This is a genomic window from uncultured Proteiniphilum sp. (genome assembly GCF_937873925.1).
Taxonomy (GTDB): domain Bacteria; phylum Bacteroidota; class Bacteroidia; order Bacteroidales; family Dysgonomonadaceae; genus Proteiniphilum.
Map to the genome: position 1 here is coordinate 1 of NZ_CALNAT010000254.1, position 14,289 is coordinate 14,289.

Below are 14,289 nucleotides of genomic sequence, written 5' to 3' on the forward strand. Positions count from 1 at the left end.
AGGGAGATCGGCCCTGTTTCCAGAAAGGAAAGGGAAGCTATCTGGAACCGTTTTAAAGAAGCGTCGACCCAGATCAATAAAAAATACCAGGCTCATTTCGAGGAGTTAAGGGAGAAAGAAAATGACAATCTGGAATTAAAGACCGCTCTGTGTGAAAAACTCGAAGCAATTGATTATAGCCAGCTCAAATCTGTCAAAGATTGGAACAACAAGGTAAAAGAGGTGCTTGATATCCAATCGCAATGGCGTCAGATAGGATTTGTACCAAGAAAATGGAATACAAAGATTTATAAACGCTACCGGGCTGCCTGTGACTTCTTTTTCAGAAGCAAGAATGAGTTTTACAAATCTCTTCGTGGGGAGATGGAAGAGAACCTCAAGAAAAAAATTACCCTCTGTGAACGTGCTGAAATCCTCAAAGACAGTCATGACTGGAAAAATACGACACGGGAAATGATCGATATCCAGAAAGAGTGGAAAACTATCGGTATCGTTCCGCACAAATATGTCGACAGTATCTGGAAACGGTTTATTTCAGCTTGTGATCACTTCTTTGAACAGAAGAAATTGAATACCTCTTCCCAATATGAACAGGAACAAAAGAATCTGGAGAAAAAAAGAGTGATCATTGAGAATATAAATCAATTGGATACCTCTCTGGAGGCGGAAGAGGCTTTGTCCAAACTCCATGAGTTGATGGATCAATGGTATGAGGTCGGTCATGTTCCTTATAAAATGAAAGACCGTATTTATAAAGAGTTTTATGATGTCACGGAAGCCCAGTTCGACAGATTAAATATCGGTAAGGCCGAACGGAAACTGGAAGCTTACAAGAGTACGATTTCCGATATGGCTAAATCGGATAATTCAAAAGGCCAGCTTTTCAGGGAACGTGAAAAACTGGTACGCCAGTATGAACGCATAAAAAATGAATTGCAGACCTACGAAAATAATATCGGATTCCTTTCGGTATCTTCCAAAAAAGGGAATCATCTGCTGGACGATATGAATCAGAAAGTGGAAAAGATCAAATCGGAATTGCTCCTATTGGAGAAGAAGATAAGGGCAATCGAAGAAGAATTATAACGATACGCTGTGGTGAAAGATAATTATTAAGCGGCCGGATATTTCATCTGGTCGCTTTTTTACATCTTCTGCGTAAGGAACTGTTTCACAGTTTTAAAAATTTATTGATACATTTTTGGTATTTATTGATACGGAAATTTTAATGTAATAAAATAATAAACTGTTATTTTGAGTGGTCTGTTCATAATAAATTAAACACATGAAACGAGTATCTGAATCATTGAAAAAAAAATTAAATCTGTTGATTATTTTGATGCTTTGCCTGATCGCGGTAATTCCCTGTAGAAGTAATCCTGACAATAATACACATAACGAGGGAGGTATTAGTAGCAGGGCACTGGTCCCTTTGGCGGATCCGTTCATTTTATTGCACAACGATATCTACTATGCATATGGTACTGGTGCTGCAAACGGGATAGAGGTGATGACCTCCGAGGATTTGAAGAGCTGGAAAAGAGCCGCCAATCCGGAGGACAGGCTGGCGTTGCACAAAGACAATTCCTATGGGGACAAGTGGTTCTGGGCCCCGGAAGTGTATTATGTTAACGGCAAATTCTATATGTATTATTCTGCCGAAGCACATATTTGTGTAGCAACTTCAGACTCGCCCTTGGGGCCTTTCATACAGGAAGTAAAAAAGCCGATGTTAGAGGGTGAAAAATCAATCGACAACTCCTTGTTTATTGATGACGACGGAACTCCGTATCTTTTCTTTGACCGGTTCAATGACGGATTGAATATCTGGGTCGCTGAACTCGAAGAGGATTTAATGACCATCAAGAAAGAAACGTTGCATCCCTGTATTCATGTGTCGCAGGAGTGGGAAAAAGTGTGGCCACGGGTAAATGAAGGGGCGTTTGTGATCAAGCATGAAGGAATATATTATCTGACCTATTCTGCGAACAGTTATGAAAGCCCATTCTATGGGATCGGTTGCGCCACTGCTACCGATATCATGGGCGAATGGACAAAGTATCCCCATAATCCGTTATTGCAGAAGCCGGGAAATTTGGTGGGGGTAGGACATAGCGCTATGTTCAAAGACAAGAAAGGCGACTGGAAGATAGTGTTTCACGCTCATCAGAGCGAATCGGCCATCCATCCCCGGAATATGTTTATCAGCGCGGTTGGGTTCAGGGATGTCAACGGTGTGGATGAATTGTTTATCGACCCGAATTATGAAATACCGTTACTCGTGACTAATCAGTCTGAAGGAAATCAACAGAAAAAACAGATGATGTTCGGAGATACTTCACGTACCGGGGTGCCTTTTTCCAAAGATCCCCATGTTGTGTATTTTGACGGACGTTATTTGATGTATTATTCTATTCCTCCGATGAAGGGGAACGAGAACTCCGGGTGGAATATAGGAATTGCAGAAAGCAAGGATCTGATAACGTGGGAGAAAATAGGAGAAATCATTCCCGACCCGCAGGCAGCGTATGAGAAAAACGGATTATGCGCTCCCGGTGCCTTGGTGAGGGATGGAACGGTGCATCTCTTTTATCAGACTTATGGGAATGGGCGTAATGATGCTATTTGTCACGCTTTTTCTTCAGACGGGATCCGGTTTGAACGTAACAAGACCAATCCGATTTTCAGGGCTGAGGGTGAGTGGAATTGCGGCCGGGCAATTGATGCGGAAGTATATGAGTTCAATGATCAATATTTCCTCTATTTTGCCACGCGTGATCCCGATTTCAAAATACAGATGCTGGGCGTGGCAGTGGCCCCAAAAGAAACAAATTTTAACAGGAAAGATTGGCAACAACCGGTCGATGCGCCTATTCTGTTTCCACAATTACCCTGGGAGGGTGAATGTATAGAAGGTGCTTCCATTACAATACAAAATAACAGAATGTATATGTTTTATGCCGGGGCTTACAACAACTGGCCTCAACAAGTGGGAGTGGCGGTTAGCAATGACGGGCTGACATGGAAAAGATTGTTTAATGAACCATTCTTGCCTAATGGGAAACCGGGGGAGTGGAACGAGAGTGAATCGGGGCATCCCCATATATTTACAGATCCTAACGGCAGGACATACCTGTTCTATCAGGGGAATAAGGATAAAGGAAAAAGTTGGTATATTTCGAACAAAGAGGTCTTTTGGAAAGAAGGCTTACCATTTTTTTAACTATATATGGTAGGAATTACCGGACAATGTTTCAGAGGTAGACTTCTGATAATCATTCTCCCCCAGGAATAGGAAATCATATGAAAAATAAATAAAAGTGAATTAAAATGCGTTACCTGAAACAATTAAATAAGTTATTACTTATTGGAGGAGTAAGTACTGTTCCCGGCCTGACAAAGGCCCAACAGGTCACAGAAGAGAAACCCCGGAATGTTTTGATGATCCTTGTGGATGATTTGAAACCCAATTTAGGATGTTATGGTGATAATGTAGCGGTGAGCCCGAATATCGATAGGCTGGCCGGCCAAGGCGTCAGGTTCGACATGGCCTATTGTAATCAGGCCGTAAGCGTGGCTTCCCGTTATAATTTGCTGACAGGAGCCCGTTCCACCACTTCCGGACTCTACAATTTCGGACGTCAATTGCGGGATGTTTATCCTGATGCGGTCACTTTGCCCCAATTCTTCATAAAAGCGGGTTATCATACCGAAGCTATAGGGAAAGTATTCCATGTAGGTCATGGTAATACGGACGATAAAGCTTCATGGAGCATCCCTCACCATTCGGATAAATTGATTGAGTACCTGCTGCCGGAAAGTACGGACCGCCAGTTAACCCGTGAGGAAGCGCTTTTTGAAAATACACGCCTCTTTTTTCCCGATACCCAGATTGGAAGACTACCACGCGGGGCAGCCTGGGAAGCGCTTGATGTGGTGGATGAAGCATATGCCGATGGGCGGGTGGCCAGGAAGGCAATTGACAGATTACGGGAATTGAAAAAAGAGCCGGACCAGCCTTTCTTTATGGCTGTCGGTTTTGTCCGTCCGCATCTTCCTTTCAGCGCCCCTAAAAAATACTGGGATATGTATGACCCGGATAAACTCCCTATGCCGGAATATGAGAAAGATGCCGAGAATGCCCCGAAAATGGCTACCAAGAGAGGAGGGGAGATCGACCAGTTTAAACCCATTCCTCCGGGACAATATGTTTATGCCGATTCACTGACACGAAAACTGATACATGGGTATTACGCTTCAATGAGTTATATGGATGCCCAAGTCGGTCGCCTGCTGGATGAACTGGAGCGGCTCGATATGCTTGATAATACCATTATTGTATTATGGGGTGATCATGGCTGGCATCTGGGCGACCATGGATATTGGACAAAGCATACCAACTATGAGCAGGCCAACAGGATACCCTTGATCGTGGTCGCGCCCGGCGTAACTACGCCCGGAACATCTACCGGACAACCGGCCGAGACAGTGGATATTTATCCTACGCTGACGGAACTGGCCGGATTAGGGAAACCAGTAACACCGCAACCGATCGACGGATTAAGTATGGTGCCCATTTTGAAAGATCCGGAGAAAAGAATAAGGGATCATGCCTATCATGCCTATCCTCACGGCAAATATATTGGAAGGGCTATTCGTACTGAGAGATATAGGTTAGTAGAATGGAAAAACAGGGAGGATTCGAAAGATGTACTCTATGAATTATACGATTACAAGAATGATCCATTAGAAACAAAGAATATTGCCGATAAGGAATCGAAGGTCGTTAAGAGCATGCAAAAGATTCTTGCAACCCATCCCGAAGCAAAGAGGTGGTAATTGAAAGGCCGGCTATTGGATTAATCATGAATCCGCCAATTGATAAGAATTATATGTAGTTTATAGTTTACAATGAAAATACCGACAAATAAAATATGGATGACGTTAACGGCCGTCGGGATCGGGCCTGCATTGCTCGCTTCCTTTGAGACCGGTAAAAAAACGCCGAATGTAATTTTTATCTTAGCCGATGATCTGGGATATGCAGAGTTGGGTTGTTATGGTAACTCATTCAACGAAACACCCCATCTCGATGAACTTGCGAAAAACGGCATACGGTTTACCAACGCCTATGCTGCACAGACAGTCAGTTCTCCTACCCGTGCAGCCCTTATGACAGGCTTGTATCCGCCACGTACCGGTATCATAGATTATCTGCGTCCGAATGATACCAAGCATCTCAATGAGGATTATACCACCATTGCCGAAGTCTTCAAAAGCCGGGGATATAATACAGGTCTGATCGGTAAATGGCATCAGACAGGCTATACTAGGGCAGGTGCTCCTTATGAATCTTCTCCCGATAAACATGGGTTTGATGAGGTCATTGTCTCGGAAAATGAAGGAATTGCCGATGGTACCTGGTTTCACCCCTATCATTTCAATAAAGACGTGGAGAAATTGCTCGAAGGAGATAAGGAGTTCCTGGTGGATCGTTTGAATGAAGAAGCCATTCGGTTTATTGACAGGCAAAGTAATAAGACCCCTTTCTTTCTTTATCTGAGTCACTATGCCGTGCACACTCAGGTGCAGGGAAAACCGGAAGATGTGGATTATTTCAGGAGTAAACCGGGAGCGGGTACCAGCGATCCCTCGAAGAATAATCCCGAAAATGATCCCTATAAAAAGTGGCCTGCCGATTTCCGGGCAAAAAAAAATAATCCGCATCTCGCCGCACAATTGCGGGACATAGATAATGGTGTAGGTAGAATCATCCGGAAGTTAAAAGAAAAGGGGATGCTCGATAATACCTTGATTGTATTTACCAGTGATAACGGAGGGGAAACTACCATTACCTCCAATACCCCTCTGCGGGATGGAAAAAGTTCCCAGTATGAAGGGGGTTTGCGGATTGCGAAGATCGTCTACTTTCCTGCAATAATCCCGGGAGGCAGGGTGATTGATGAGAGTGTGGTTACTTACGACTATCTGCCTACTTTCTGTGAAATGTTGGGTGTCAATGATCAGGAATTGTTCCAGCAACCGGACGGCTTGTCGCTCTGGCCGCTTTGGACCGGTAAGGCCGATAAATTAGCAGAACGCTCGCTCTACTGGCACTATCCGCTTGAAAGACCACATTTTCTGGGAGGTCGTTCTTCCGCAGCCATCCGGTCGGGTGACTGGAAACTCATACAGTTTTATGATTCGGGAACATGCGAATTATACAACCTGAAAAATGATATAAGCGAATCCAATAATGTGGCTACACAATATCCTGATATCGTGGATCAACTTGTCGAAAAGCTTGATGTATGGCGGCAAGATGTTGGAGCAGAAAAACAAGGATAGGACGAATTCAAGTATAATGCCTTGTGTATCTAAGGTAATTGAACACAACTATTGAGAGAATGACCTAATTGCCTGTATTAAATCTTATTTCTTATGATACGAAAATCAATGTACACTACGGCCGTGACAGGGCTTTCCCTATGTTCGTTATTCGGACAACAATCAGAAAAGCCCAATTTGGTATTATTCATGGCAGATGATTGCTCCTATTACGACATAGGCTGTTATGGCAGTGCTGATTCCAAAACCCCGCGTATCGATGATTTTGCGGGGGAAGGGATGCTGTTCACGAAAGCATACCAGGCATGCCCGATGAGTTCACCCACCCGGCATAATTTAATGACCGGTTTATGGCCGGTAAAGACAGGGGCATATCCCAATCATACGATGGCCAAAGAGGGAACCCTGAGTATTGTCCGGCATTTAAAGCCGGCCGGCTATAAAGTCGCGTTAATCGGAAAATCACATGTTGAACCGTCCTCCGTATTTGATTGGGATTTATATGTGAATACCCTACAGGGAGGAGATATAGACTTTGAGGCAATTGACGCTTTTATCAGCGAATGCCAGTCGGAGGATACTCCCTTTTGCCTGTTTGTCATGTCGAGGCAACCCCATACACCATGGAATAAAGGGAATCCCGGCCTTTTTAATCCCGAAAAAATTAAACTGCCTCCGTTTTATGTCGATATTCCGGAAACAAGAGAAAAATTCTGTGATTATCTGGCCGAAATAAATTATATGGATGCTGAATTCGGCCAATTACTCCATATTTTGGACCAAAGACAAGTAAGAGATCAATCTGCGGTAGTTTTTTTAAGTGAGCAGGGAAATAGTTTGCCTTTTGCCAAATGGACCCTCTATGAATCCGGAGTGAAATCGGCATGTATCGTCAGGTGGCCCGGAGTTATCCAACCCAATACCACCTCTGATGCCATTGTTGAGTATGTGGATATTGTGCCTACCTTTCTGGAAATGGCAGGAGCGGAAGCACAAGGTGAATTGGACGGAAAAAGTTTTCTGGGTGTATTGACCGCTAAAGAGACCGGGCACAAGCAATATACGTTCTCTTTACATACAACGCGTGGAATTTATAGTGGGAGTGAGTATTATGGGATCCGGGCGGTTGCCGATAGGAAGTATCGTTACATCGTAAACCTCACGCCGGATATGGTATTTCAGAATACGGAAACCGAGGGGAAATTATTCAGGCGATGGAAAGAAGTGGGCGAAAACGATCCGTTTGCAGCCTGGATAACCCATAAGTATCAACATAGGCCCGCTATTGAGCTCTATGATATAGAGAATGACAGGTATTGTATGGAAAATATTGCCGGGTTGCCGGAGAATGCCCCTATTATTGAAAGGTTAGACAAGGCTTTAAGGCAATGGATGGAAGTATGTGGCGACGAAGGCCAACCCACGGAAATGAAGGCCACTGAACATCAGTTCCGGAATTCCCCGGGAGAAACAGGAGAGATATTTTAATACCGTATCAATAATACACAGAGGATGAAACGAGCATGAACATCATTATACACAAGAAGATAATTAAAGCGAGTTCCATACACAGTAATGTGAAAAATAAAATAATCGTATGAAATTTACCAATAAGTTATCAGCAGTTACCATAGCCACTACATTTGCAATGAATGTAATGGCACAAAGGCCCAATATCATTCTGATCATGTCGGATGATATGGGGTATTCGGATCTTGGATGTTATGGAGGAGAGATCAATACGCCCCATCTGGATGCTCTGGCCGGGAAAGGAGTACGGTTTACCCAGTTCTATAATTCGGGCCGGAGTTGCCCGACCCGGGCATCCCTGATGACCGGACTCCATCCCCATCAGACAGGTATAGGGCATATGACCAATGACCCGGAGAATCCCGTCGCTTTCGACATTAACCTCCCCGGTTACCGCGGCTTCCTGAACAGGAACAGTGTAACGATCGCGGAGGTACTGAAAGAAGCCGGATACACCACACTGATGACGGGAAAATGGCACCTTGGTATGCATGAGAAAGAGCAGTGGCCCCTACAGCGGGGATTCGACAGGTTTTACGGAATCCTGGCGGGAGCCGCTAACTTTTTCAAGCCGGTACACCCGAGGGGGATCACCCTCGATCATGCAGCAATCACCATAGATGAACCGGATTACTATACTACCGATGCTTTTACCGATTATGCGATCGATTTTATCAGGGAAGCCAAAGAAACAGATAATGACCGGCCTTTTTTCCTTTATTTAGCCTATAATGCACCCCACTGGCCCTTACAGGCTCCGCAGGAAGTCGTTGATAAATACAAAGGCAAATATATGAAGGGATGGAGCGCGCTAAGGAATGAAAGGTTCCGCCGAATGACGGATATGGAGTTGATAGAGCCGGGTAATTTACTCCCTCCGGATGATTCCAGAAGTTGGGATAGCCTGAATGAGGATAAGAAAAAAGAGATGGATCTGCGTATGGCCATCTATGCCGCCCAGGTCGAGCAGATGGATGCCAATATCGGGCGATTGATAAATTATCTGGAATCGAATAACTTAATAGAAAATACGATCATTATATTCCTTAACGATAACGGAGCCTGTGCCGAAGGGGGAATGCTGGGAGGGGGTCCCGCTGCCCAGCTGGAAACCGAGGAAGGTTATTTCCTTTCCTATGGGCAAGGATGGGCCAATGCTTCCAATACGCCGTTAAGAAAGTATAAACACTGGATGCATGAAGGAGGGATAGCGACTCCCTGTATCGTTTCATGGCCTGAAGGCATCCCTGAAAAAAACCAGGGAAGTATCCTCAGGCAGTATGCTTTCTTACCGGATATCATGGCTACTTTCATTGATCTGGCAGAAACCCGGTATCCGAAGCAATACGCGGGAAACAGTATCCACCCGTTGCAGGGAAAAAGTTTTACAAGCCAGCTAAAAGGGAAAGACAGGCCTGTTCACAAAGAACCTGTTTTTTGGGAACATGAGGGGAACAGGGCTGTCCGCTTGGGAGATTACAAACTGGTGATGGCATGGGATGATAACAAGCCGGACAACTGGGAGTTATATAATGTAAGGAAAGACAGGACGGAGATGCGTGATCTATCCAGGCAAATGCCGGGCAAGGTAGAAAAAATGAAAAAAATGTGGCATAAGTGGGCAAAGAATTCGATGGTTGAAGCGGATTGGGCGAAAATCCAGGAGTTGGAAAGAGCCCAAAGAAAAAAGAATTGAATGTTCTCATTAAGCAAGAGCAGAATAAATATAAAAAAGGTACCTACATAGTTGTAAATAATAAAAAATCGTATGTATAGAATAAAGCCAATAATATTACCGAAGTTGTTACTATCCATATTGCTAACAATTTTATTTGCACGAGCGGAGGCCCAAATACCTCAGCCTCAGGTAATGTCGAGAGCCGAGATAGAATCAGGCCTTCAGTCACATGACCGTGCCCTGTATATTAAAAAGCACTGGATACGCGACCCTTATATCGTGTACGCGCCGGACGGTTTTTATTATTTAACCGGTACCACGCCTAATCCCGGAGATCCCCGGGAGAGTGGAGACCCGTATAATAAAGGCCTTTTCGAGGGTAGCATTGTCGGTGCAACTGTCCAGATCTGGCGCAGTCGTGATCTTATAGATTGGGAATACCAGGAGGCACCCTTTACGGTAAAAGATACTTATCATTATAATGATAAGGATAGAGCGAAAATAAAAAGTCCGAACAAGGATTTAATCTGGGCACCTGAAATACATTGGGATAAAGACCGGAATAAATGGATACTGGTGCATTGTCCCCAGATAAACAGCAGTTTTGTACTTTCAGGAGATAGTAGTGTAAAAGGTCCATGGACTCATACGATGGGAGAGAATTTTGATAAAAAGCATGATCCTTCTTTATTCAGGGATGATGATGGGACATGGTATGCCATTTGGGGAAATGCGTATATTGCGCAGATCAGCAGCGATTTGACCCGTTTCGTAACCGATCCTCTTTATATAGAGCCTGCCGGAAGCCGTCCTGACCCCAAAAACCCCGGGAAGATGATAAGCCGTATAGGACATGAGGGATGCACCGTAAAAAAAATAGGAGACAAATATGTATTATTCGGGACGGCCTGGTCAACCGATACCGGCAGGAAAGGGTCTTATAACCTCTATTATACCGTAGCGGATAAAATAGAAGGACCCTACGGGCCGAGACAGTTTGCAGGCAGATTTATCGGACATGGCACCCCTTTTCAGACAAAAGATGGAAAATGGTGGTGTACGGCATTCTATAATGGGGATATTCCTCCTTTAAACAGTAAAGGGATTGAAAATACCGACCTCTCGGAGACAGCGCAAACTATTAATCGGCAGGGAACAACCATTGTTCCGTTAGAAGTGAAAATGCTTAAGAACGGGGATCTCTATATCCGGGCGAAAGATCCTGCCTATGGTACTCCCGGGCCGGATGAAAATCAAAAGTTCTGATAGAAATGAAAAGGATAAATGTAGTTTTTATAACGCTGGCGGGCTATTTCAGCTCCGGCCCGGCTGTGAGCACTCCTACCCGTGTGTATAATTCATTAGTAACAAATCGATTTGCTTTTTTCAAGTAATAAAAAAATACTTTTACCGTATTATTCTTACGGCTTACTTTTAAAGATTAAAAAATGACTAAAATTAATTTGCCAATTGTTTTTGCCCTGTTGATGCTCCCTTTCACGATCTCCTGTACCAATAAGGGCAAAGAGATCCCCGTGATTCCTACCGACCTCACCACGGCGCTCCGTGCACCGGCTTATCCTTTGGTAACGGTGGATCCCTATTTTAACGCGTGGTCATATACGGATAATTTGTATGATGATCAGCCCCGGCATTGGACCGATAAAGAATTCCCGTTGCTGGGAGCCTTAAGGGTGGACGGCGAAGTATACCGGTTCATGGGGAAAGAGAATCTGCCGCTGAAGCCTGTTCTTCCAACTGCCCGTGAAGAAAAATGGGAAGGTAAATATACGTTTGACCAACCGGCAGGGGATGCATGGAAGAACCTTACATTCAATGATGCATCCTGGGCTACGGGAAAATCGGCTTTTGGTACGCCGAACGAACCTAACCTCTCCACCCTCTGGCGGACAAAAGATATCTGGGTGAGGCGTACGTTCAATTTAGAAGAAGATCTGAGCGGTAAAGCCATCTACCTGCACTATTCGCACGATGATATTTTTGAACTGTATATCAACGGTATCCAGGTTGTAGAGACCGGCTATTCATGGAAATACAATGTAATAGCGGAACTTTCCGACGAAGTGAAGGCTACCCTAAGGAAAGGAGAGAACATCATTACCGCCCATTGTCATAACAGGACGGGCGGCGGATATGTGGATTTCGGCCTGTATGAGAAAGAAGAGAACAAAGTATCGTTTGATCATACTGCTGAACAGAAATCGGTAAGTGTGCTCCCTACACAAACGGTGTATACGTTCGACTGTGGACCGGTAGAACTCGATGTGGTCTTCACTACTCCTTTACTGCTGGAAGACCTGACACTTGTTTCACGTCCGGTAAGTTACCTGACTTACCAGGTGAGGTCTAAAGACGAAGCATCCCATGAGGTGCAGGTCTATTTCGAGGCAACCCCCCAATGGGCTGTGAATAATGATAGCCAGGCAGTCGGTTTCGAAAAGATTGAAAAAGAAGGGAAGACCTTCCTCAAAACCGGAACTGTTGAACAGCCTCTTCTTCAGAAGAAAGGGGACAATGTGCGGATTGACTGGGGCTACTTTTACATGACCGGTGAGGGAAATGACAACGCAGCTTTGAATTTCGGCGATTACTGGAATACCAAGCAGGCGTTCCAAACAAACGGTGGAATTGCTGAAGCCATGCCGGAGGTACTCTCTGAGAATATAGCGAAAGAGATGACGGTACTCGCTTACAGCCGTGACCTTGGGCAGGTGACATCTGAAAATAAAGCCGGATACATTATGCTGGGCTACGATGATATTTACTCCATACAATATTTTGAGAAGAATCTGAAAGGTTACTGGACCAACGATGGTACGGTAGATATTTTCCAGGCGTTCAAAAGTGCGGAAACGGACTATGCATCGATCATGAAACGTTGTGACGATTTCAACCGGGCCATGATGGCCGATGCTGAAAAAGCAGGAGGCAGGAAATATGCCGAACTGGTCGCGCTGGCTTACCGGCAGGCGATCGCAGCCCACAAGCTGGTAAAAGACGAGAACGGGACACTCCTGTTTTTGTCGAAGGAGAATAACAGTAATGGTTCCATCGGTACGGTGGACATAACCTATCCTTCTTCTCCATTATTCCTGATCTATAACCCCGAGTTGGTAAAAGGGATGATGAACCATATTTTCTACTACAGCGAAAGCGGAAAATGGACCAAACCTTTTGCAGCACACGATGTGGGTACTTACCCGATTGCCAACGGACAGACCTATGGTGGAGACATGCCGATAGAAGAATCCGGGAATATGTTGATTTTAGCGGCAGCCATTGCCGGAATGGAGGGGAATGCCGATTATGCCGCCCAACACTGGGATGTATTGACCATCTGGACCGATTACCTTGTAGAAGAGGGATTAGATCCCGATAACCAGCTCTGTACCGATGATTTCGCGGGACATTTTGCCCATAATGCCAATCTCTCCGTCAAAGCGATCATGGGGATTGCCTCCTATGGTAAACTGGCTTTTATGTTAGGAAAAACCGATATAGCGGAGAAATATTTGAAGATTGCGGGTGAAATGGCTGTTGAATGGGAAAAGATGGCCCGTGACGGCGATCATTATAAGCTCACCTTTGACAAGGCAGATAGCTGGAGTCAGAAATATAACCTGATATGGGATAGATTATTAGGGTTTAATATCTTTGATCCGGAGATTGCCCGGAAAGAGGTGGCTTATTATCTTACACAACAGAATGAATACGGGTTACCGCTCGATATTCGCCGTACCTATACCAAATCGGACTGGGTATTATGGACAGCGGTTCTCACCGGTGAAAGGAGCGATTTTGAAGCATTGGTAAATCCTATCTATAAATATGCGGATGAAACTCCTTCCCGTGTACCCGTCAGTGACTGGCACGATACAGTAACTGCTGAAAGAATGAACTTTAAGGCTCGTTCTGTTGTTGGCGGATATTTTATGAAAATGTTGGAACAGAAATTACTGGAGAAAAGTAAATAGGCATTCACCCTAAGGAGAAGAGTAAACCCCAAAAGTTCATAAGACTTTTGGGGTTTACTAATTGGGGTAAAACGGTTAGCAATAAGGTTTGCCTGCTCTTATTATGTTACAAATTATTATATTCTATGAGGAAAATAACTGTTCTATTTTCAATCACGCTATTTTGATTAATTTGTGTTGTTTTTTGATATTTTTTTGACATACGATTCTGCTCTTCTTTCTTTAATTTGTAGTTTGATTTCACCATACTATTCTTCGCCATGGCATAGTTCAGCAAGTTTTAGTTAGCCATGACGTAATAGCATTAGTCTGCAGAGAAAGAGTAAATAATAAAATTTAAAAGTAGTAACTAAAATTTATTGTAAAGTAAATCAATCATGAAGCATTATCCCATTACAATGTCCCTGTTATTGGGCGGCAGTTTTTCCCTGACGGCTCAGGAAAATCCCAATATCATTATTATTTACGTAGATGATATGGGTTATTCTGATCTCTCGTGTTACGGCGGAGATTTTGTAAAAACAAAAAATATAGACAGGATTGCCGACGAAGGCATCAGGTTCACCCAATACTATACGGCGGCGCCGATCAGTTCGCCGTCACGTGTAGGACTGACGACCGGTATGTATCCGACCCGATGGGGGATACGCTCGTTTCTCCAAACAAGGGCAGGGAACCGGAAGAATATACAGAATGATTTTCTTTCCGATCATGCTCCTTCCATGGCAAGGGCTTTGA

General features: G+C 44.3%; 9 protein-coding genes and 1 pseudogene. All 10 read left to right on the forward strand.

From position 1 onward, the window contains the following. Nucleotides 1-1,086 (forward strand): DUF349 domain-containing protein (locus Q0502_RS18245; protein ID WP_298653886.1); only part of this gene is annotated, 1,086 nt, incomplete at its 5' end. Between the two features lie 199 nt (nucleotides 1,087-1,285). Then, a pseudogene (locus tag Q0502_RS18250) lies at nucleotides 1,286-2,257 on the forward strand (glycoside hydrolase family 43 protein); the annotation flags it as partial. 12 nt (nucleotides 2,258-2,269) lie between these two features. Next, a complete protein-coding gene (locus Q0502_RS18255) occupies nucleotides 2,270-3,223 on the forward strand; it encodes a family 43 glycosylhydrolase (protein ID WP_298653900.1) in 954 nt (317 codons plus the stop codon). 107 nt (nucleotides 3,224-3,330) lie between these two features. Further along, on the forward strand, nucleotides 3,331-4,839 hold the full coding sequence (locus Q0502_RS18260) for a sulfatase (RefSeq protein ID WP_298653888.1): 1,509 nt from the start codon (nucleotides 3,331-3,333) through the stop codon (nucleotides 4,837-4,839). Nucleotides 4,840-4,938: 99 nt separating this feature from the next. After that, on the forward strand, nucleotides 4,939-6,348 hold the full coding sequence (locus tag Q0502_RS18265; RefSeq protein WP_298653890.1) for a sulfatase: 1,410 nt from the start codon (nucleotides 4,939-4,941) through the stop codon (nucleotides 6,346-6,348). Between the two features lie 93 nt (nucleotides 6,349-6,441). Further along, on the forward strand, nucleotides 6,442-7,836 hold the full coding sequence (locus Q0502_RS18270) for a sulfatase (protein ID WP_298653892.1): 1,395 nt from the start codon (nucleotides 6,442-6,444) through the stop codon (nucleotides 7,834-7,836). A 160-nt stretch (nucleotides 7,837-7,996) separates the two neighbouring features. Continuing rightward, nucleotides 7,997-9,574: an arylsulfatase gene (locus tag Q0502_RS18275; protein WP_298653902.1), complete on the forward strand. Its 1,578-nt coding sequence runs from the start codon at nucleotides 7,997-7,999 to the stop codon at nucleotides 9,572-9,574. Between the two features lie 174 nt (nucleotides 9,575-9,748). Beyond that, a complete protein-coding gene (locus tag Q0502_RS18280; protein ID WP_298653894.1) occupies nucleotides 9,749-10,822 on the forward strand; it encodes a family 43 glycosylhydrolase in 1,074 nt (357 codons plus the stop codon). Nucleotides 10,823-11,004: 182 nt separating this feature from the next. Further along, nucleotides 11,005-13,551, forward strand: a complete 2,547-nt coding sequence (locus Q0502_RS18285; RefSeq protein ID WP_298653896.1) for a glutaminase family protein — start codon at nucleotides 11,005-11,007, stop codon at nucleotides 13,549-13,551. Nucleotides 13,552-13,928: 377 nt separating this feature from the next. After that, nucleotides 13,929-14,289 (forward strand): sulfatase-like hydrolase/transferase (locus Q0502_RS18290; protein ID WP_298653898.1); only part of this gene is annotated, 361 nt, incomplete at its 3' end.

Bases quoted from the DNA above. Each gene is read 5' to 3' on its own strand.
- Q0502_RS18260 (WP_298653888.1), top strand. From the start codon at position 3,331: ATGCGTTACCTGAAACAATTAAATAAGTTATTACTTATTGGAGGAGTA.
- Q0502_RS18265 (WP_298653890.1), top strand. From the start codon at position 4,939: ATGACGTTAACGGCCGTCGGGATCGGGCCTGCATTGCTCGCTTCCTTT.
- Q0502_RS18270 (WP_298653892.1), top strand. From the start codon at position 6,442: ATGATACGAAAATCAATGTACACTACGGCCGTGACAGGGCTTTCCCTA.
- Q0502_RS18275 (WP_298653902.1), top strand. From the start codon at position 7,997: ATGAATGTAATGGCACAAAGGCCCAATATCATTCTGATCATGTCGGAT.
- Q0502_RS18280 (WP_298653894.1), top strand. From the start codon at position 9,749: ATGTCGAGAGCCGAGATAGAATCAGGCCTTCAGTCACATGACCGTGCC.
- Q0502_RS18285 (WP_298653896.1), top strand. From the start codon at position 11,005: ATGACTAAAATTAATTTGCCAATTGTTTTTGCCCTGTTGATGCTCCCT.